Origin of the sequence: Aquincola tertiaricarbonis (genome assembly GCF_000969605.1) — a bacterium.
GTDB lineage: Bacteria > Pseudomonadota > Gammaproteobacteria > Burkholderiales > Burkholderiaceae_C > Aquincola > Aquincola tertiaricarbonis.
Map to the genome: position 1 here is coordinate 54,961 of NZ_JZUE01000001.1, position 19,500 is coordinate 74,460.

A 19,500-nucleotide genomic window follows, 5' to 3' on the forward strand; every position below is an offset into this window, starting at 1 on the left:
AGGGAATGGGCGCGGCTCAGGGCAGGTCGCGGTCGCCGCTGCCGCCGGTGCGCGGGCCGATGGGCCCGCCCAGGCGCGGCTTCAGCGCGGGCGGCTTGCCCGTGATCAGCGCGCTGTAGACGGTGGCGTTGGACAGCACCTTCTTCACGTAGTCGCGCGTCTCGTTGAACGGGATGTTCTCGGCCCAGGCCGCGGCCTCGCTGGTGGCGCCTTCGCGCCAGCGGCGCGGGCGGCCGGGGCCTGCGTTGTAGGCCGCCGCGGCCATGGCCTGCGAGCCGCCGAAGTCGTCCAGCACCAGCTTGAGGTAGGCGGTGCCCAGCTTCAGGTTGGTGTCGCGGTCGGTGATCATGTCCTGGCTGTAGTCCAGGCCGATCTTCTTGGCCGTCCAGCGGGCGGTGGCCGGCATGATCTGCATCAGGCCGGAGGCGCCCACATGGGAGCGCGCATCCATGATGAAGCGCGACTCCTGGCGGATCAGGCCGTAGACGTAGCCCGGGTCCAGGCCGATGGCATTGGCCGCGGCCAGCACGTTCTGCCGCAGCGGCGTGGGATAGCGCTGGTCGAGGTCGATCTCGTTGCGGGTGCGGTCGCTGGTGTTGATGCAGCGGTCCCACACCTCGCGCTCGCAGGCCCACTGGGCGGCGGCCAGCAGCTCGCGGTCGCTCATGCCGCGCAGGCTGAAGTTCCATTCGCGCACGCCTTCGCCGCGCAGGCCCAGGCCGATGAGCTGCAGCGCGCGCTGCAGGCCGGGATGGTTGCGGGCGGCGGCCTTCTCGTCGGCGCTGAGCGGCGCGGGCGCCGGCGGCAGCGCCAGCGTGCGACCCAGGTCCTCGGTGGCCAGCTGGCCGTAGAAGGTCAGCGGCGAGGCGATGGCCTGCAGGATCTGCTCGGCCTCCCGGCGCTGGTTGTCGCCGCGCGGGCCTTCCACCGCGGTGGCCTTCAGCGCGCGCGCCTTCCAGTATTGCCAGCTGGCGTCGGCCTGTTCCTCCACGCCCATCTCGTCCACCGCCTGGGCGGCCATCGCCCAGCGCTCGGCGGCCGGGTATCGGATGGCGGCGCGAACCGCCCAGGACAGGGTCTCGTTGGTCCACTGCGAGTCGCCGGCGCGGGGCTTCTGCTCGCGCTGGCCGAAGGCTTCGGCAAAGGCGGTGACCGCATCGGGCTGCAGGCGCTGCGCATAGTTGCGGCCCACCTGCGACCACACCCAGCCGGCCTGGCCCTGCGGCAGCAGCCGGCCCCAACGGGCGCGCAGCATCGCCACGGCGTTGTCGGGATCGTCGGCGGCCATGCGCACCAGGGCCACGGCGGTCACCTCGGCGGTGTCATGGCCCATCACCACCGACTTGCGGCCCAGCGGCTTGGCGGGCGAGGAGAAGGCCTCGGCGATGGCGGTGGCCGTCTGCGGGCCCAGCAGCGCGGCGGCCGAGCGGGCGGCGGCGGGCTTGTTGTATTCCGCCGCATCGCGGATGCGGGTCCACACGTCTTCCTTGGTGAACACCTTGGCCTCGAACAGCGTGCTGGCCATCAGCGCGCAGCCGTCGTCCATGTCGCGCTGGGCGCGCCAGGCGGGCAGGGCGGCGTCGCGCACCGGCTGGCCCTGCAGGTGGGCCGCCAGCAGCGCGTAGCAGGTCACCTGGCGGTCGTCGTTCATGCGAAAGCGCGGGAAGTCGCGCGACAGGTTGGCCCAGTCGCGCCGGCGGCCCAGCTCCAGCAGCCAGTCGTTGCGCAGCCGGTCTTCCACGTAGCTGCCGGGCCAGCGGGCATAGAAGGCGTCCAGGTCGGCCTGCTGCAGCTCCACCAGGCGGCTGCCCATCTCCCAGTAGTCCACCCAGGATGCCAGCGGATGGCGGGTGGACTGGGCGGCGTCGCGCAGCGCCTGCAGGCGCACGCGATCGCGCTTGCGGGCGGCTTCCCGCGCTTCCAGCACCAGGCCGTCGGCGCCCTGGGCTTGCACCACCGGGGCGCACGCGGTCAACAACAGGGCGGTGGCCAGGCCGGTGAGGGCGGCGAGAAGGCGGGGCTTGGGCATGGGCGGGCGGTGATGGGGTGGCGCGGCGGTGGGCGGCGTCAGGGCTGGAAGGCGGGTGCAGACACCCCGGACACGGGATGGCGGCAGTTGCATTTGAATGTAGCGCAGCGGTTGCGGCACCGGTTGACGCAGCACGGCCGCGAAGGCGGCTCAGTCCGGCTCGCCCACCGCCCGGCGCGTCTCGCGCGCCTGCTCGATCACCCAGTCGATGAAGGGCCGGAGCTCCGGGCGCTGCATGGCCGCCTGGCTGTGCGCCAGCCAGTAGGTGAAGGGCGATCGCTCGCGGCCGGCTTCGCCGAAGGGCTCCACCAGCTCGCCGCGCTGCAGCGATTCCTGCACCAGCGCCAGCCGGGCCAGCGCGACGCCCTGGCCGGCCAGGGCGGCCTGGATCTGCTGGTGTGTGTAGTTGAGGTACAGCCAGCGCAGCGGTTCCTGGTTGGGCAGGCCACGGCGGGCCAGCCAGTAGCGCCAGGTGAGGAATTCGGCGCTGGGGCGCGGGTCGTCCTCCTCCAGCAGCGTGTGGCGGGCCAGGTCGGCGGGCTCGCCCAGCGGCGGTGCCAGGCCGCGCTGGGCCTGCTCCGCCAGCGAATGGCCGACCACCGGCGTCAGCACCTCGCCGAACAGCTTGGTGGCGCCGGGCGGCGCGTCCTTCGGATGGCAGTAACGCAGGGCGATGTCCAGCTCGGGGTCGTCCATCTCCATCACCACGTCGGAGGCGGAGATGCGGATGTCGATGTCCGGATGCAGGCGCTGGAAGGAGTGCAGCCGCGGGATTAGCCACAGCGAGGCGAAGGAGGCGAAGGTGGTGACGCTCACATGCCGCCGGCCCGTGGTGACGCGGATCTGCCGCACCGTCGCGTCCAGCCGGTCGAGCAGCGGCGCCACCGTGCGCAGCAGCGTCGCGCCGGTGCCGGTGAGCTCCACATGCCGCGTGCCGCGCAGGAAGAGCACCGCGCCCAGCTCTTCCTCCAGCGCGCGGATCTGCCGGCTGATGGCGGATTGGGTGAGGTGCAGCTCCTCGGCCGCGCCGCTGAAGCTCAGCCGGCGGGCCACCGCCTCGAAAGCCCGCAGCGGCCCCACGCCGAGCGGCCGCTGGCGCACTCTATTCATGACCGAAGCGCATCAATCACCCCGCAACTCATCATTCGACTTCCGGTGCTCAAGCTACCAGAATTACCCTCATTCCACCTCCACCGGAGTATGTCATGAGCACTCAATTGATGAGCTTTCAGCAAGCTGCTGCCGCTTGGACGGTGGCCCTGCCCGCGGGCACCGCACGCCGGATCCCGGCCGCCAGCCACGCCCGCTGGATCGCGGTGACACAAGGCCAGCTGTGGCTCACGCTGACCGACGCGCCGGAGGATGCCGGCGGCGACGTGTGGCTGCAGCCGGGTCAAGGCTTTGCGCTGGGTGCAGGCATGGAAGCGGTGGTGGAGGGTCGCGGCCATGCGGCGTTCCAGCTGCTGGAAGCGCCGGCACCGCGCAGCGTGCCCGGTCGCAGCGCCTGGCAGCGGGCCGGCGGCACGCTGGAAGGTGTGCGCCGCTCGCTGCAGTGGGGCGCGCCCGCGGCCACCTGCGCCGGCTGAGGCATCAGCGGGCGCGGGGCCGGGGCGGCGCGCCCGCCCGCGCCTTCGCCTTGGCCAGCGCCGCCTGCAGCGCCAGGCGGGCCCACGGCGTCATCAGCGCCGGTGATTCCAGCGCCTCGGGCGGCACCGTCCAGAAGCCCATCTGCACCCGCTTGCCGCCCCCGTCGTACACAAAGGGCTCGCAGCCCGCGGCCTCGAACCGCGGCTGCGTGTCGGCATCCGTCTTCAGGTACAGCCGCTCGTGGGTGAGGATGGCGATGAAGTGCTCGTCCAGGTACAGCCCATGGCCGCCGAACATGCGCTTGCTGCGCACGCTGCCCAGGGGAGCCATCAGCTCCACGCAATGGGCGACGAAGGGGTCGAGCGGGGCGGTGCTGCGCATGGGCCGAGTCTAGGCGCCGGGCGCGGCCACAATCGCGCATTTCCACCGCCGCCAGAGCACGCCGCCATGCAGCCGTCCGACTTCAGCCTCGACCCGCCCCGTGACAAGAAGCTGCTGCGCCGACAGTTGCAGGCCGAGCGGCTGTCGATGATCGACCGGCATGAGCGTGCGATGCACCTGCAGCAGGTGCTGCGGGTGTGGCTGGTGGGCCGCAAGGAGCAGACGATCGGCGCCTACTGGCCCATCAAGGGCGAGTTCGATGCACTGCCGGCGCTGTTCCGCTGGACCGAGGGCGCCCCCGAGCGCCGCATCGGCCTGCCGGTGATCGACCGCGAGACCAAGCAGCTGCGCTTCCATGTCTGGTACCCCGGCTGCCCGATGGAGGAAGACGCCTTCGGCATCCCGAAGCCCAAGGACACCGAGCAGTTCCAGCCGCAGATGCTGCTGGTGCCCTGCGTGGGCTACGGCCCCAAGGGCCTGCGGCTGGGTTATGGCGGCGGCTTCTACGACCGCACGCTGGCCGCGATCGAGCCCAAGCCGTACACCGTGGGCGTAGGCTATGCCCACGGCTACCTGCCCTGGCTGACGCCCGAGCCCCACGACGTGCCGCTGGACGCCATGCTGAACGAGGACGGCGTGGTCACCGATGTGGACGCCGACGGCGCCTGAACCCGATGCAGGAGTGATGCGATGAAGCTGCCGATCCCGACCGCGGCCACCCTGTTGGCCCTGACCCTGCTGGCCGCCACGCCGGCCGCGCGCGCCGTGGTGCTGTACGACGCGGCCGCCGGTACGCTGCCCAGCGCGCAGGGTTGGTTCACCAGCAGCACCGCAGGTGCGGTGGCGGGCAGCCAGTCGGTGGCCGGCGGCGTGCTCACGATCGACTCCACCGGCGCGGGCGTCGTGGCCTTCGGCAACGCGCGCTTCAGCCCGGTGGCGCTGGACGCCACCAGCGGCTATGCGGTCGACTTCTCGCTGAAGCTGCTGTCCGAAAGCCACGCCAGCGCCAATCGCGCCGGCTTTTCGCTGCTGCTGGTGGCCAGCAACCCGGCGCAGTCGGTGGAGCTTTCGTTCTGGGACAACCGGGTGTGGGTTCCGAGCTTCGATGCGGCCGACCCGGACCGCTTCGTGCAGGGCGCCGGTGCCGCTTTCGACACCACGGCCGCGATGACCGACTACCGCCTGGTGGTGCAGGGCGGCGGCTACAGCCTCAGCGCCGGTGGCCAGGCGCTGTTCAGCGGCACGCTGCAGAACTACGCAGCCGGGGGCTCGCCGTACAACATGGCCAATGTCGTGTTCTTCGGCGACAACAGCTCGCGCAGCAGCGCCGCGGTGGCGCTGGGGGCCGTGTCGGTCAGCGCGGTGCCCGAGCCGGGCACCTGGGCGCTGATGCTGGCCGGCCTGGGCGCGGTGGCCGGCGCCGGCCGCTTCAGGCGCCGAGCCTGAGCCGCCTGCACAGCTCCAGGGTCAGCGCGCTCTGGTTCATCGTGTAGAAGTGGATGCCCGGCGCGCCGCCGGCGATCAGCCGCTCGCACAGCGCGGTGATCACGTCCAGGCCGAAGGCGCGGATCGAGGCTGCGTCGTCCATGAAGCCTTCCATCTTCATCGCCACCCAGCGCGGGATCTCGATGCCGTCGCGCTGCGCGAACTGCGCGATCTTCGCGAAGTTGTGGAAGGGCATGATGCCCGGCACCACCGGCACTTCGGCGCCCAGCTTGCGCGTCTGCTCCACGAAGTGGAAGTAGGCGTCGGGGTTGAAGAAGAACTGCGTGATGGACGCACTGGCCCCGGCCTTGACCTTGTCGGCGTAGTGCTGCAGGTCGCGCGCGGCATAGCGCTGCTCGGGGTGGTATTCGGGGTAGGCCGCCACCTCGATCTCCCAGTCGGCGCCCTGCGTCTCGCGGATGAAGCGCACCAGCTCCGAGGCATAGCGGAACTCGCCCGCGGTGGCGGTGCCGCTGGGCAGGTCGCCGCGCAGCGCCACGATGCGGCGGATGTTCTGCGCGCGGTAGGTGGCCAGGATCTGCGCGATGCCTTCGCGGGTGGAACCCACGCAGGACAGGTGCGGCGCGGCTTCGAAGCCCGCGGCCGCGATGGCGCTCACGGTGGCCAGCGTCTTGTCGCGCGTGGCGCCGCCGGCGCCGTAGGTCACGCTGAAGAACTCGGGCTTCAGCGCGCCCAGGTCCTGCACCACGGTCTTGAGCTTGTCGTCGCCCACCGGCGTATTGGGGGGAAAGAACTCGAAGCTGATCGGCACGGTGTTCATGGTCGGTGTCTCGCTAGGTGCTTCGTGCATGCACGAAGAATTCGGTGTTGCCGTCGCCGCCGGCGATCGGGCTTTCAAAGTAGTCGGCCACCTGCAGGCCTTGGGCTTCGCAGGCCTGGCGCAGGCGCTGCTCCACCACCGGATACGACGCCGCGCTCTTCACCAGCCCGCCCTTGCCGATGTGCTCCGGCTGCAGCTCGAACTGCGGCTTGACCAGCATCAGCAGCTCGCCGGCGCCGGGCTGCAGCAGCGCAGCGATGGCCGGCAGCACCAGCGTCAGCGAGATGAACGACAGGTCGCCGACGATGAGGCCGAAGCGGCCGAGCGAGGCCTCCACGTGCCGCGCGTTGACGCCTTCCAGCGCCTGCACCCGCGGGTCGCTGCGCAGCCGCGGATGCAGCTGGCCATGGCCCACGTCGATGCCCACCACGCGCGCCGCGCCGCGTGACAGCAGCACGTCGGTGAAGCCGCCGGTGCTCTGGCCCACGTCCAGGCAGTCGCGGCCCGACGGGTCCAGCCCGGTGTGCTGCAGCGCGCCTTCCAGCTTGAGCCCGCCGCGCGACACCCAGCGCAGCTCGGCGTCGTCGGTCACCTCCAGCACGCTGCCCGGCGCCAGGTCTTCGCCCGACTTGCGCAGCACGCGGCCCTGGGCCCCCTGCATCCGAACGGCCCCGCGTTCGATCAAGCGCTGCGCCGCGGAACGCGTCGGCGCCAGGCCGAGTTGAACGATCAGCAGGTCAGCGCGCATCGTCGGCTTCCCGGTCGAGCGAGGCGAGGTGGCGTTGCGCCGCCTCGCCCAGCCGGCGGTCGAAGGTGAGCAGCGGGCAGCGCAGCGCATCGGCCAGGGCGAGGTAGCCCGCGTCGTAGGCCGACAGCGCATAACGGGTGGCGAGTGCCGCCACCACGGTGAAGTCGACCTCCGCACGCTGCAGAGCCAGCCGCGCCAGGTCGGCCAAGGCCTCACTGGCCGCTTCGGGCGCCGCGCCGCGGCGCATCTTGGTGACGGCGACGCTGGTCACTTCCCAATCGATCAGCGAAGGCGCATGCAAGGCATAGCCGCCGGCCGCGGCACGGGCCTGCTCGGCCTCGGGCTCGTCGAACAGCAGCGCGCAGATCAGGCTGGCGTCCACCACGGCGGGCGGCTGGGCCAGGTAGGCGGGCGGCGGTTCGGCCACCAGCAGTGCCCGCGGCGCAGGCTCACCGGCCATCAGCTTCGTCGCGCAAGGCGCGCAGGATGTCTGTCGAGCGGCCGCTGGCCACGGGATCGGCGCCGAAACGGCCCCGCGCCCGCTGCGCTGCCTCAGCCACCGACAGCGGCCGTGCGGCGAGGCCGGCCGACCGCACGGCAGGCATCCGGGTCGACTGCACCGGCATCGGGGTTGCCTCGTCTCCCACGGCGGCGCCAAGCAGCGCCATCAGCTCGCCTTGCAGCGAGCGATGGTGCTGTGCGGCCCGCTCACGCAGGCGCTGCGCCCAGGCGTCGGGAACGCCCTTGATCGACAGGTTGATGCTCATGGCAGCTCCGGATCCGGAATGGCACCATTCTGACGCCATTCCGGAACGCCGTGCAGGTCAGGGGCCGATCAGTACCGGTAGGTGTCCGGCTTGTACGGGCCCTGCTTGCTCACGCCGATGTACGCGGCCTGCTCGTCCGTCAGCTCGGTCAGCATCGCGCCGACCTTCTTCAGGTGCAGGCGGGCCACCTTCTCGTCCAGGTGCTTGGGCAGCACGTAGACCTGGCCCGACTGGTAGGCTTCGGGGCGGGTGAACAGCTCGATCTGCGCGATCGTCTGGTTGGCGAAGGACGAGCTCATCACGAAGCTCGGGTGGCCGGTGCCGCAGCCCAGGTTCACCAGGCGGCCCTTGGCCAGCAGGATGATCCGCTTGCCGTCCGGGAAGATCACGTGGTCGACCTGCGGCTTGATCTCTTCCCACTCGTACTGCTCGAGCGACGCCACGTCGATCTCGTTGTCGAAGTGGCCGATGTTGCAGACGATGGCCTGGTCCTTCATCGCGGCCATGTGCTCATGGCGGATGACGTCCTTGTTGCCCGTGGTCGTCACGAAGATGTCGGCCTTGTCGGCGGCGTATTCCATCGTCACCACCTTGTAGCCCTCCATCGCGGCCTGCAGCGCGTTGATGGGGTCGATCTCGGTCACCCACACCTGGGCGCTCAGCGCGCGCAGGGCCTGGGCCGAGCCCTTGCCCACGTCGCCGTAGCCGGCCACGCAGGCCACCTTGCCGGCGATCATCACGTCGGTCGCGCGCTTGATGCCGTCCACCAGCGATTCACGGCAGCCGTACAGGTTGTCGAACTTGCTCTTGGTGACCGAGTCGTTGACGTTGATGGCGCGGAACAGCAGCGTGCCCTTGGCGCTCATCTCCTTCAGGCGGTGCACGCCGGTGGTCGTCTCTTCGGTCACGCCGATGATCTGCGCGCTCTTGCGGGTGTACCAGCTGCCGTCCTCGGCGATCTTGGCCTTGATGGCGGCGAACAGCTCGCGCTCTTCCTCGCTCGTCGGGTTGGCGATCACCGACAGGTCCTTCTCGGCCTTCTGGCCCAGGTGCATCAGCAGCGTGGCATCGCCGCCGTCGTCCAGGATCATGTTCGGGCCTTCGCCCTCGGTGCCCTTGGCGCCGAACTCGAAGATGCGGTGGGTGTAGTCCCAGTAGTCCTTCAGCGACTCGCCCTTGTACGCAAACACCGGCGTGCCGGTGTCCACCAGCGCGGCAGCGGCATGGTCCTGGGTGGAGAAGATGTTGCACGAGGCCCAGCGCACCTGGGCGCCCAGGGCCTGCAGCGTCTCCACCAGCACGGCGGTCTGGATGGTCATGTGCAGCGAGCCGGTGATGCGCGCGCCCTTCAGCGGCTGGCTCTTCGCGAATTCTTCGCGGATGGCCATCAGGCCGGGCATCTCGGTCTCGGCGATCCGGATTTCCTTGCGGCCCCAGGCGGCAAGCGACGGATCGGCGATGGCGAAGTCTTGGGTGGGCTTGAGAACGGCGTTCATTGGGGGCTCCAGGTCAACGGGCCCGCCGAATCGCGGTCAAGGGAGGCGTGGGAACCGGCTCACCCTGGACACGACACGTGCGGGTGAGCGCTGTTGCAATCCGCGGGCGGCAGGCCTGCCGCGGCGGGGTCCGAGCCTGGGGCACTGGATGTGCCTTGCAACGCTCCTCGGAAGCGGGGATTGTAATCAGCCGCGGAATTCCTGCAGGCGATCCAAGGCCGGTGGGCTTGCACGGAGGCTGGCCGCGGGCAGCCTGTGCAAGACTGCACGGATGCCTGTTGCAAGCAGTTCACTTCCCTGGTCGGCCGCGCCGGCCGACGCGCTGGCCGGTGTGCTGGGCGTGTTCACCGACATCGACGACACCTTGACCGAGGGGGGCGCCATCGACCCGCCCGCGCTGGCCGCGCTGCAGGCGCTGGACGCGGCCGGCATGCCTGTCATCGCCATCACCGGCCGGCCGCTGGGCTGGAGCCGCGAGTTGGCCGCCACCTGGCCGCTGCGCGCGGTGGCCGCCGAGAACGGCGCGGTGGCGCTGATCCGCCATGACAGGGGCTGGCACACCGTCTACGCGCAGGACGAGGCCACCCGCGCCGCCAACACGCCGCGGCTGCAGGCCGCCGCCGCCCGCGTGCTGCGCGAGGTGCCCGGCGCCACGTTGGCCCGCGACAGCGCCGGCCGCGTGACCGACATCGCCGTGGACCACAGCGAGTTCAGCCACCTGCCGCCCGAGGCCATCGCCGAGGTGGTGCGGGTGATGCGCGCCGAGGGCATGCACTGCAGCGTCAGCTCCATCCACATCAATGGCTGGTACGGCGCGCACGACAAGTGGAGCGGTGCGCAGTGGATGCTGCGCAGGCTGTTCGGCCGCGCGCTGGCGCCCGAGGCGGACCGCTGGATCTACGTGGGCGACTCCACCAACGACCAGGCCATGTTCGGCCGCTTCGCGCTCAGCGTGGGCGTGGCCAACCTGCTGCGCTTCGCGGCCGAGCTGCACACCTGGCCGGCGTATCTCACGGCTGGCGAGCGCGGCGCCGGCTTCGCCGAGGTGGCGGAGCGGCTGCTGCAGGGCCGGCGCGGGTGAGCACCGCGCGGCCAAGCCCGGCGCCGGCCGCCGATGCGCCGCAGCCGGCGCGGCTGGGCATCGCCATCTCGCTGGCCCTGGCGGCGGCGGTGTCGCTCGGCCTGGCGCGCTTCTCATACGCGCTGCTGCTGCCGCCGATGCGGGCCGACCTGGGGTGGAGCTACTTCACCGCCGGCGCGATGAACACGGTGAACGCCGCCGGCTACCTGGCCGGCGCGCTGCTGCTGCCGCGCGCGCTGGCGCGCTGGGACGCGCGGCATGTGCTGCTGGCCGGCGGCGCGGGCGCCGCGCTGGCGCTGGCACTGCATGGGTTGGTGGCGGGCGACGGCCTGCTGTTCATGCTGCGCTTCCTGACCGGGCTGGCCAGCGCCGCCACGTTCGTCGCAGGCGGCTTGCTGGCCGCGCGGCTGGCGCAGCGCGCCACGCGGCCCGGCCTGGTGCTGGGGCTGTACTACGGCGGCACCGGCCTGGGCATCGTGCTGTCCGCGCTGGTGGTGCCGCCGCTGGCGGGCGGCGCGGCGGCGCATGCGTGGCAGCACGCCTGGCTGGCGCTGGGCGCCCTGGCCGCGCTGTGCACCGCCATCACCGCCGCCACCACCGGCACGCTGGCGGCGCATCCATCGGCGGCGGGTGGGGGGCAGCAGGTGCGCTGGGCCGCCTTCGGCTGGCTGCTGGCTGGCTACCTCATGTTCGGGCTGGGCTACATCGGCTACATGACCTTCGTGGTCACGCTGCTGCGCGAGCAGGGACTGGCGCCGCGGCTGATCGTGGCCTTCTACGTGCTGCTGGGGCTGGGCGTGGTGGCCTCGTCGTGGCTGTGGGCCGGGCTGCTGCAGCGCTGGCGCGGCGGCCAGCCGCTGGCGCTGCTCAATGGGCTGCTGGCGGCGGCCACGATGCTGCCGGTGGTCAGCGCGCATCCGGTGGCGGTGTTCGCCTCGGGCGCGCTGTTCGGGGCGGTGTTCCTGTCGGTGGTGGCGGCCACCACCGCCTTCGTGCGCCACAACCTGCCGCCGGCGGCCTGGCCGGCGGGCATCAGCGCCTTCACCATCGTGTTCGCGGCTGGGCAGATCGTCGGGCCCAGCATCACCGGTTGGGTGGCGGACGGCCCGGGCGGCCTGGCTCGCGGCTTCGTGCTCTCCGCCGCTGCGCTCGCCCTGGGTGCAGGCCTGGCGCTGAAACAGCGCCCGCTGGGCTGACGCAGGACGTTGGAGGGTGCGACGGCGTCAGCCGGCGCCGGGTGCCCGATCCTCTTCGATGAGCGGCGCCATGTTCAGCATCTGCACCGGGCCGAAGATGGTCGAGAACGCCACGTCCTTGGCGTCGCGGCCGGCGGCGATGCGCACCAGGTCCTCCACCGGCGACATGCGCGTCGGGTCGAACATCATCCACTCGCCGCCGAGGTAGGCCTCGAACACCGCGTGGAAGTCGGGCGGCGGCTCCTCGAACTTGGCGTAGCCCACCACCAGCCGCGCCGGGATGTTCAGCGCGCGGCAGAAGGTGACGCCCAGGTGCGCGAAGTCGCGGCACACGCCCGCCCGGCTGCGGAAGACGTCGGCCGCCGTGGTGGTGGCGGTGGACGAGCCAGGCCTGTAGTCGATGTTGTCGTGGATCCAGTCGGAGATCGCCTGCACGCGCTGGTAGCCCGGCGGATGCTGGCCGAACATCTTGAAGGCCGCATTGCCCAGCAGGTCGCTCTCGCAGTAGCGGGTGGCCATCAGGTGGTGGAGCACGCAGTCGGGCAGCTCGTTCACCGGCACCTCGGGCGCGCTGGTGTTCCACACCCGGGGCGCCACCTGCACCGTGGCCGCATAGTGCACCGTGAAGTTGCCGGCCGGCGCCTGCAGCCGCAGGAAGCGGTGGTGCTCCAGCGGATCGGGGTACACATGGCTGTCGATCATCGGATCCAGCGTCAGCGCCTCGGCCAGCACCTGCTGGTCGCGCCCGTGCTGCGCATGGATCTGGAACAGGAAGCTGGTGGGCTGCTGCAGCTGGTAGCCCAGCGTGCAGTCGATCTTGAACCGGCGCGAGGGCGGCGGCGCGGCACCCGGGCCGGTGGCGCGCTGGCGCCTGGGCTTGGCCGGTTCCGCGACTTCGATGTGGGAGGGCGCGGGTCGTTTCCTGGTGGCGGTGGTCATGATGGTGGAGCGGTGACGCGAAAGAGCGGGAGGGCGCGTCGACGACGGGCCGGCGCGGCAACGCATTGCAACGCCGGGCCGGCTGGCGGCCCATCGGCGCGCAGGTTCCTGCTTTGTAGGAAGCCGCCGCGCGCGATCAGGTCTGCGCCTCGCGTGCCAGAAAGTGGTGCATGCGCTGCAGTTCTTCGTCCAGCGCGGCGATGAATCCGCTGTCTTTTGGTGCACTCCCCACATAGCCGAACGCAGGCACCAGCACCCCCTGCCGCACCGACATATTGGCCCAGCCGATCACCCGGTCGCGCCACAGCAGCGGCAGCGCGTAGTAGCCCCATTGGCGCCGCGGCGCCGGGGTGTAGGCCTCGAAGCGGTAGGCCCAGCCCCACAGCAGCTCGAAGCGCAATCGGTCCCAGACGATGGGGTCGAAGGGCGCCAGCAGCCGCACCTCGTCGGCAGGCTCATGGCGGGCGCTTTGCGGTCGCTCGCCGTCGGGCCATAGCCACTTCACGCCGTCGACAGTGGCGCTGGGCAGGCTCGCGCGGGCATGGGCCAGCGCCGCGCGCAGCTCGGCCCCCAGCTGCGGCGCGCCGTAGCCCAGGTGGCTGACGAGCTGCCCGAGCGTGCGCGCCGGCAGCGGTGCGTACTTGTCCAGCACCAGGGCCAGCAGCGCCGCGGCGCGTTCGGCGGGCGAGCGGCCATCGTCGGCATGGGCCGCGACCGCATACACCCGCACGCCGGCATCGCGCCGCGCCACGCGCAGCAGGCCGCGGTAGTGCATGCCGTCCAGCAGGTGGGTGATCTCGTTGGACTGCCCGCCCCAGGCATTGGTGGTGCGGCCGTGCTCGAAGGCGGCCTGCACCTCGCGCGGATGGCTGGGGCCGTGCTCGCGGATGAAGGCCAGCACGCTGGCGGCGCGCCGCTGCTGCGTGCCGTCCCACACTCGCCTGGCGGTGCGCGGATGCATCAGCGCCAGGTGCTCGCGCGGCAGGAAGCCGTAGTTCACCAGCGCGTCTTCCTCGATGGGCAGGCGCGGGTAGCGCCGTTCCAAGTCGCCGGCGCGGTAGTCGCGCACGCGGTGGCGCAGCGTCAGGTCCTGCGCACGGGCGGGCGCGCGGATCGGGTCGGCCTGCACGAAGCCCAGCTGCCGGATGGCCGCGGGCAGCGTGGTGGGCGTGAACAGCGTGCGGGCAACGGCGTGGCGCCGCAGGTGGTCGAGGGTGACGGGCTTGGTGGCCATGGGCGACGGGGGGCGCCATGAAAAACGGCACCGGGGTGAGCGGTGCCGTCGATTCTGGCGGGGTCAGGCGCGACAGCGCCGAAGGCTATCGACCTGCCGCTGCGCGCAGGGCAGCGGCCTTGTCCGTGCGCTCCCAGGTGAACTCGGGCTCCTCGCGGCCGAAGTGGCCGTAGGCCGCCGTCTTGGTGTAGATCGGCCGCAGCAGGTCCAGCATCTGGATGATGCCCTTGGGCCGCAGGTCGAAGTGCTCCTGCACCAGCGCGGCGATCTGGTCGTCGGGGATGACGCCGGTGCCTTCGGTGTAGACGGTCACGTTCATCGGGCGGGCCACGCCGATGGCGTAGGCCACCTGGATCTGGCACTGGCGCGCCAGGCCGGCGGCCACGATGTTCTTGGCCACGTAGCGCGCGGCATAGGCGGCCGAGCGGTCCACCTTGGTCGGATCCTTGCCCGAGAAGGCGCCACCGCCGTGGGGGCAGGCGCCGCCGTAGGTGTCGACGATGATCTTGCGGCCGGTCAGCCCGCAGTCGCCCTGCGGGCCGCCGATGACGAAGCGGCCGGTCGGGTTGATCAGGTACTTGGTGTCCTGCAGCCACTCCTTGGGCAGCACCGGCTTGATGATCTCCTCGATCACCGCCTCGGTGAACGACGCCTTCATCTTGCTCTGCGTCTCGCTCTGGTCGGGGCTGTGCTGGGTGCTCAGCACCACGGTGTCGATGCTGTGCGGCTTGCCGTCCACGTAGCGCATCGTCACCTGGCTCTTGGCGTCGGGGCGCAGGAAGGGCAGGCGGCCGTCCTTGCGCAGCTGGGCCTGGCGCTCCACCAGCCGGTGGGCGTAATAGATCGGCGCGGGCATCAGCTCGGGCGTCTCGTCGCAGGCGTAGCCGAACATCAGGCCCTGGTCGCCGGCGCCGGTGTTCAGGTGGTCGTCGCTGGCATGGTCCACGCCCTGGGCGATGTCGTTGCTCTGCTTGTCGTAGGCCACCAGCACCGCGCAGCCCTTGTAGTCGATGCCGTACTCGGTGTTGTCGTAGCCGATGCGCTTGATGGTGTCGCGCGCGACCTGGATGTAGTCCACGTGCGCGTTGGTGGTGATCTCGCCCGCCAGCACCACCAGGCCGGTGTTGGTCAGGGTCTCGGCGGCCACGCGGCTGCGCGGGTCCTGGGTGAAGATCGCGTCCAGGATCGCATCGGAAATCTGGTCGGCCACCTTGTCGGGATGGCCCTCGGAGACGGACTCCGAGGTGAAGAGAAAGTCGTTCGCCACTTGCTTAAACTCCGTGAGTTGGTTGGTTCCTGCGCGTTGCCGGCCAGGAAACTCTGGAGAGCGGCGAACGCTTTAGCAGCATTTGTTGAGCCCCGGCCTGAAAGCCTGGAACCCGGCGCCCGGGCTGTTTCGGCCCTGGCGCATCGCCCCGCAAGTTGTTCAGTAACTCGGCGATGCGCCAATTATAGGAACCATGCTTTCTTTCATTCGCTGGATATCGAGGCGGCCCTTGCGCCTTCTCCACGGGGCGGGCTCTTTGCTGGGCTGGCTGGCCTGGGCGGGCTCGTCCTCCTACCGGCGGCGCTGCCGCGAGAACGCCGATCTGGCCGGCCTCACCCGCGCGCAGCAGCGTGCCGCCATTGGCCAGGCCGGCCGGCTGGCGGCCGAGCTGCCCTGGCTGTGGCTGGGCCCGGCCGCGCAGCCCATCGAGCGCTGGTGCCGCTGGCAGGGCGCCGAGCTGATCGACGACGCGCTGCAGGCCGGCCGCGGCCTGGTGCTGCTGACGCCGCACATGGGCAGCTTCGAGGTGTGCGCCCAGGCCTATGCCGAGCGCTTCGGCGCGCGCCGGCCGATGACCGCGCTGTACCGCCCGGCCCGCCAGCCCTGGCTGCGCGAGCTGGAGGAAACCGCGCGCGCCCGCCCCGGCCTGGCCACCGCGCCGGCCTCGCTGGCCGGCGTGCGGCAGATGATGCGGGCGCTGCGCAAGGGCGACACCATCGGCCTCCTGCCCGACCAGGTACCGCCCGAAGGCATGGGCGTGTGGGCGCCGTTCTTCGGCAAGCCCGCCTACACCATGACGCTGGCCACCCGGCTGCTGCTGCAGACCGGTGCCACGCTGCTGCTGATGTGGGCCGAGCGCCTGCCCGGCGCGCAGGGCTGGGTGCTGCATGTGAGCGCGCCTGCCGAGCCCATGCCCGCCCAAGCCGCGGACGATGAGGCGCTGCAGCTCGCCTGCGCCGCCTTCGTCAACCGAGAAATGGAACGCCTGATCCGCCAATCCCCGTCGCAGTACCTCTGGGGCTACCACCGCTACCGCACGCCACGCGACTCGCTGCCCACATGAGCCATCTCTCCGCCCGCTTGACGCTGGCCTTGCTGTGGCTGCTGCACCTGCTGCCGCTGGGCCTGCAGGCCTTCATCGGCGCCCAGACCGGCCGCCTGCTGCATGCGCTGGCCGGCTCGCGCCGCCGCATCGCGCGCCGCAACGTGGCGCTGTGCTTTCCCGAGAAGAGCGCGGCCGAGCAGGATGCGCTGGTGCGCGAGCACTTCCGCTGGCTGGGCCGCAGCCTGCTGGAGCGCGGCCTGCTGTGGTGGGCCTCGCCACAGCGGCTGCGCCGGCTCATCCATGTGGAAGGCGACGTGAAGCTGGCCGAGACCGCGGGCCGCCCGGTGATGTGGCTGGTGCCGCACTTCATGGGGCTGGACGTGGCGGGCTCGGCCACCCAGCTGTTCCAGAGCCGGCTGGTGGGCTCCATCTACCAGGCGCAGAGCAACGCGGTGTTCGACGCCGCCATGCGCCGCGGCCGGGTGCGCTTCGGCCAGGGCGACATCTTCTCGCGCAAGGAAGGCCTGCTGCCGCTGATGCGCGCCATCCGCCAGCGCGGCTTCATGTTCTTCAACCTGCCGGACATGGACTTCGGCCGCCGCGAGGCCGCCTTCGTGCCGTTCTTCGGCGTGCCGGCGGCCACGCTGCTGGCGCCTTCCAAGCTGGCGCGGGCGCTGGACATGGTGGTGCAGCCGGTCGTGGCCGAGATGCTGCCCGGCGGCCAGGGCTACCGCGTGCGCTTCCTGCCGCCTTGGACCGACTTCCCGACCGACGACCCGGTGGCCGACGTGGCCCGCATGAACCGCTGGATCGAGCAGGAAGTGCGGCGCAATCCGGCGCAGTACCTGTGGGTGCACAAGCGCTTCAAGACCCGGCCCGAGGGCGAACCGAAGCTGTACCGATAATCGACCGATGCGACTGAAGTTCACCAAGATGCAGGGCGCGGGCAACGACTTCGTCGTGCTCGACGGCACCGCCGCGCCCGTCGACCTGCAGCCCGAACAGGCGCGCGCGCTCGGCGACCGCCGCTTCGGCGTGGGTGCCGACCAGATCCTGGTGGTGGAGCGCAGCGGCACGCCGGGCATCGATTTCCGCTACCGCATCTTCAACAACACCGGCGACGAGGTGGAGCACTGCGGCAACGGCGCGCGATGCTTCGTGCGCTACGTGCACGAGCACGGCCTGACCGACCGCCGCAGCGTGCGCGTGGAGACGATGAACCGCGTGATCGAGCTGCATCTGCAGGACGACGGCCGCGTCACGGTCGACATGGGCGAGCCGGTGTTCGACCTGCTGGAAGTGCCCTTCGATTCCACCGGCCTCACGCCGCGCGCCGAAGGCCACGGCCTGCTGTGGCCGGTGGAGGTGCAGGGCCATCCGGTGGAGCTGCACATGGTGTCCATGGGCAACCCGCATGCAGTGCAGCGCGTGGCCAACGTCGACAGCGCGCCGGTGCTCACGCAAGGTCCGCTGATCGAGCACCACCTGCGGTTTCCGCAGCGGGTGAACGCCGGCTTCATGCAGGTGGTGGACCGCGGCCGCATCCGGCTGCGCGTGTACGAGCGTGGCGCCGGCGAGACGCTGGCCTGCGGCACCGGCGCCTGCGCCGCCGTGGTCTCGGGCATCCTGCTGGGCTGGCTCGATGGCCGCGTGGACGTGGAAGCCCGGGGCGGCACCCTCACCATCGAATGGGCCGGCCCGGGTCATCCGGTGCTGATGACCGGCCCGGCCGAGACTGTTTTCGAAGGGGAAATCGAACTGTGAGCAATCCATTAGGCACGTCGGGCATCACCGAGACCGACATCGCCAACTACCTGGCCAACACGCCCGGCTTCTTCGAGCGCAACGCCGAGCTGCTGGCCAGCATCCAGCTCACCAGCCCGCACGGCCAGCGGGCCGTCTCGCTGCAGGAGCGGCAGATGGAAATGCTGCGCGACCGCATCAAGGGCCTGGAACACAAGATCGTCGAGATGATCCGCAACGGCCAGGACAACGTGGCCATTGCCGACCGCCTGCACCGCTGGACGCGCGCGCTGATGGACACCGCCGATCCGGCCGAGCTGCCCGCGGTGCTGGTGTCGCAGCTCAAGCACCAGTTCCTGATTCCGCAGGCCGGCGTGCGCGTGTGGGGCGTGGACGAGCGCTATGCGGACCTCCCCTTCGCGCAGGGCGTGAGCGACGACGCCCGCAGCTTCGCCAACAGCCTGACGCTGCCCTACTGCGGCGTGAATTCCGGCTTCGAGCCGGTGCGCTGGCTGGACGACCCCAGCACGGTGATGTCGATCGCCCTGGTGCCGCTGCGCCGCGGCGATGTGGCCTTCGGCCTGGTGGTGCTGGGCTCGCCCGACCCCACGCGCTACAGCGCCGACATGGGCACCGAGTTCCTCATCCGCATCAGCGAACTGGCCGGCGGCGCGCTGGCGCGCCTGCTGCCCCAAGGATGACCCAGCCCGCGGCGCAGCCCCAGCCGCTGCCCGACGACCTGCGGGCCTGGCTGCAGCACCTGGAAGTGGAGCGGCGCCTGGCGCCGCGCACGCTGGTCCTCTACACCGAGGCGCTGCGCCGGCTGGTGCGCGCCGCGCAGGCCCATCCGATCGAGCTGCTGCAGGTGCAGAGCCACCATGTGCGCCGCTGGGCCGCGCAGCTGCACGGCCAGGGCCTGGCGCCACGCAGCATCGCCATCGTGCTGGCCGCCTGGCGCGGCCTGTACCGCTGGTGGGGCGACAACGGCCGCGTGACGCACAACCCGGTGGTAGGCGTGCGGGCGCCCAAGGCCGGCCGGCCGCTGCCCAAGGCCTTGTCGGTGGACCATGCGGTGGCGCTGGCCGACCACCAGCCCACCGACGCCGATCCCGCGCTGCGCGCGCGGGACCATTGCATCGTGGAGCTGCTGTACGGCTGCGGCCTGCGCGTGGGCGAGCTGGTGGCGCTGGACGTGCGCGGCAGCCCGCAGGCCGCCGGCTGGATCGACGCCGAGCCGGCCGACGAGGCCACTGCCCATGTGCTGGGCAAGGGCAGCAAGCGGCGCAGCGTGCCGGTGGGCGGCGCCGCGCGCACCGCGCTGGCGGCCTGGCTGGCGCTGCGCGGCACGCTGGCCAAGCCCGACGAGCCGGCGCTGCTGGTGAGCCGCCGCGGCACCCGCATCACCGCCAGCCAGGTGCGCTCGCGGTTGAAGGCCATCGCGCTGCAGGCCGGACTGCCGGTGCATGTGCATCCGCACATGCTGCGGCACAGCTTCGCCTCGCACCTGCTGCAGTCCAGCGGCGACCTGCGCGCGGTGCAGGAGCTGCTGGGGCACGCCAGCATCGCCACCACACAGGTTTACACGCGGCTCGATTTCCAGCATCTGGCCCAGGTCTACGATGCCGCCCATCCCCGGGCCCGCAAGCGAAGCGGCTGATCCGCCCAGGGTGGCTCTTTTGGGCGATGCCAACGCACAGCCCCTGCGCCGACACTGCCGGCCT

The 19,500-nt window shown here is 71.3% G+C and carries 21 protein-coding genes and 1 riboswitch; of the genes, 10 read left to right on the forward strand and 11 right to left on the reverse strand.

What is annotated here, in order from left to right:
• Window positions 1-16 precede the first annotated feature (16 nt).
• Both VO99_RS00350 and VO99_RS00355 read right to left on the reverse strand, forming a co-directional pair.
• Window positions 17-2,029 (reverse strand): lytic transglycosylase domain-containing protein, encoded by a 2,013-nt coding sequence (locus VO99_RS00350; RefSeq protein WP_046110814.1) that lies wholly within the window; start codon window positions 2,027-2,029, stop codon window positions 17-19.
• Between the two features lie 150 nt (window positions 2,030-2,179).
• On the reverse strand, window positions 2,180-3,139 hold the full coding sequence (locus VO99_RS00355; protein ID WP_046110815.1) for a LysR substrate-binding domain-containing protein: 960 nt from the start codon (window positions 3,137-3,139) through the stop codon (window positions 2,180-2,182).
• Between the two features lie 95 nt (window positions 3,140-3,234).
• Between VO99_RS00355 and VO99_RS00360 the strand changes: the two genes are divergently transcribed.
• Complete coding sequence (locus VO99_RS00360; protein ID WP_083440258.1) at window positions 3,235-3,615, forward strand: DUF2917 domain-containing protein; 381 nt, start codon at window positions 3,235-3,237, stop codon at window positions 3,613-3,615.
• A 4-nt stretch (window positions 3,616-3,619) separates the two neighbouring features.
• On the opposite strand, the gene VO99_RS00365 is transcribed toward VO99_RS00360, so the two are convergent.
• Window positions 3,620-3,997 carry a TfoX/Sxy family protein gene (locus VO99_RS00365; RefSeq protein WP_046110816.1) on the reverse strand — a complete coding sequence of 126 codons (378 nt, stop codon included), beginning with the start codon at window positions 3,995-3,997 and terminating at the stop codon, window positions 3,620-3,622.
• A gap of 66 nt (window positions 3,998-4,063) precedes the next feature.
• On the opposite strand from VO99_RS00365, the gene VO99_RS00370 reads away from it, so the two are divergent.
• Window positions 4,064-4,666 (forward strand): 5-formyltetrahydrofolate cyclo-ligase, encoded by a 603-nt coding sequence (locus VO99_RS00370; RefSeq protein ID WP_046110817.1) that lies wholly within the window; start codon window positions 4,064-4,066, stop codon window positions 4,664-4,666.
• 21 nt (window positions 4,667-4,687) lie between these two features.
• Window positions 4,688-5,443, forward strand: a complete 756-nt coding sequence (locus VO99_RS31130) for a choice-of-anchor Y domain-containing protein (RefSeq protein WP_046110818.1) — start codon at window positions 4,688-4,690, stop codon at window positions 5,441-5,443.
• Here VO99_RS31130 and metF read toward each other — a convergent pair.
• From metF to ahcY, 5 genes are all read right to left on the reverse strand, one after another.
• On the reverse strand, window positions 5,427-6,263 hold the full coding sequence (metF, locus tag VO99_RS00380; RefSeq protein WP_046110819.1) for a methylenetetrahydrofolate reductase [NAD(P)H]: 837 nt from the start codon (window positions 6,261-6,263) through the stop codon (window positions 5,427-5,429). The two genes, VO99_RS31130 and metF, sit on opposite strands and share 17 nt — an antisense overlap.
• A gap of 13 nt (window positions 6,264-6,276) precedes the next feature.
• The gene (locus VO99_RS00385; protein WP_046110820.1) at window positions 6,277-7,011 is read right to left on the reverse strand and encodes a TlyA family RNA methyltransferase; all 735 of its coding nucleotides are present in this window, start codon (window positions 7,009-7,011) and stop codon (window positions 6,277-6,279) included.
• Complete coding sequence (locus VO99_RS00390; RefSeq protein WP_052736004.1) at window positions 7,001-7,471, reverse strand: type II toxin-antitoxin system VapC family toxin; 471 nt, start codon at window positions 7,469-7,471, stop codon at window positions 7,001-7,003. The genes VO99_RS00385 and VO99_RS00390 overlap by 11 nt, the downstream gene beginning before the upstream one ends.
• Window positions 7,461-7,778: a FitA-like ribbon-helix-helix domain-containing protein gene (locus tag VO99_RS30020; RefSeq protein ID WP_157039382.1), complete on the reverse strand. Its 318-nt coding sequence runs from the start codon at window positions 7,776-7,778 to the stop codon at window positions 7,461-7,463. The genes VO99_RS00390 and VO99_RS30020 overlap by 11 nt, the downstream gene beginning before the upstream one ends.
• Before the next feature lie 68 nt (window positions 7,779-7,846).
• A complete protein-coding gene (gene ahcY, locus VO99_RS00400) occupies window positions 7,847-9,274 on the reverse strand; it encodes an adenosylhomocysteinase (RefSeq protein WP_046110821.1) in 1,428 nt (475 codons plus the stop codon).
• 78 nt (window positions 9,275-9,352) lie between these two features.
• Window positions 9,353-9,449: riboswitch (S-adenosyl-L-homocysteine riboswitch) on the reverse strand.
• A 96-nt stretch (window positions 9,450-9,545) separates the two neighbouring features.
• Here ahcY and VO99_RS00405 point away from each other — a divergent pair.
• Window positions 9,546-10,355, forward strand: a complete 810-nt coding sequence (locus VO99_RS00405) for an HAD-IIB family hydrolase (RefSeq protein ID WP_046110822.1) — start codon at window positions 9,546-9,548, stop codon at window positions 10,353-10,355.
• Complete coding sequence (locus tag VO99_RS00410; protein ID WP_083440259.1) at window positions 10,352-11,551, forward strand: YbfB/YjiJ family MFS transporter; 1,200 nt, start codon at window positions 10,352-10,354, stop codon at window positions 11,549-11,551. Before VO99_RS00405 ends, VO99_RS00410 begins: the two co-directional genes overlap by 4 nt.
• 27 nt (window positions 11,552-11,578) lie before the next feature.
• Here the strand turns inward: VO99_RS00410 and VO99_RS00415 are convergent, their stop codons facing one another.
• The 3 genes from VO99_RS00415 to metK form a co-directional block, all read right to left on the reverse strand.
• On the reverse strand, window positions 11,579-12,490 hold the full coding sequence (locus tag VO99_RS00415) for a transglutaminase-like domain-containing protein (RefSeq protein WP_083440260.1): 912 nt from the start codon (window positions 12,488-12,490) through the stop codon (window positions 11,579-11,581).
• Window positions 12,491-12,626: 136 nt separating this feature from the next.
• Window positions 12,627-13,724: a DNA glycosylase AlkZ-like family protein gene (locus VO99_RS00420; protein WP_046110823.1), complete on the reverse strand. Its 1,098-nt coding sequence runs from the start codon at window positions 13,722-13,724 to the stop codon at window positions 12,627-12,629.
• 85 nt (window positions 13,725-13,809) lie between these two features.
• Window positions 13,810-14,991, reverse strand: a complete 1,182-nt coding sequence (metK, locus tag VO99_RS00425; protein ID WP_046110824.1) for a methionine adenosyltransferase — start codon at window positions 14,989-14,991, stop codon at window positions 13,810-13,812.
• A 193-nt stretch (window positions 14,992-15,184) separates the two neighbouring features.
• Here metK and VO99_RS00430 point away from each other — a divergent pair, with 193 nt between their 5' ends.
• From VO99_RS00430 to VO99_RS00450, 5 genes are read left to right on the forward strand one after another with little or no spacing between them, the layout of a single operon-like run.
• Complete coding sequence (locus VO99_RS00430; RefSeq protein ID WP_046110825.1) at window positions 15,185-16,054, forward strand: lysophospholipid acyltransferase family protein; 870 nt, start codon at window positions 15,185-15,187, stop codon at window positions 16,052-16,054.
• The gene (locus VO99_RS00435; protein WP_046110826.1) at window positions 16,051-16,941 is read left to right on the forward strand and encodes a lysophospholipid acyltransferase family protein; all 891 of its coding nucleotides are present in this window, start codon (window positions 16,051-16,053) and stop codon (window positions 16,939-16,941) included. The genes VO99_RS00430 and VO99_RS00435 overlap by 4 nt, the downstream gene beginning before the upstream one ends.
• Window positions 16,942-16,948: 7 nt before the next feature.
• Complete coding sequence (gene dapF / locus VO99_RS00440; protein ID WP_046110827.1) at window positions 16,949-17,800, forward strand: diaminopimelate epimerase; 852 nt, start codon at window positions 16,949-16,951, stop codon at window positions 17,798-17,800.
• The gene (locus tag VO99_RS00445) at window positions 17,797-18,480 is read left to right on the forward strand and encodes a DUF484 family protein (RefSeq protein ID WP_046110828.1); all 684 of its coding nucleotides are present in this window, start codon (window positions 17,797-17,799) and stop codon (window positions 18,478-18,480) included. Before dapF ends, VO99_RS00445 begins: the two co-directional genes overlap by 4 nt.
• A complete protein-coding gene (locus tag VO99_RS00450; RefSeq protein WP_046110829.1) occupies window positions 18,477-19,436 on the forward strand; it encodes a tyrosine recombinase XerC in 960 nt (319 codons plus the stop codon). The genes VO99_RS00445 and VO99_RS00450 overlap by 4 nt, the downstream gene beginning before the upstream one ends.
• Window positions 19,437-19,500 lie beyond the last annotated feature (64 nt).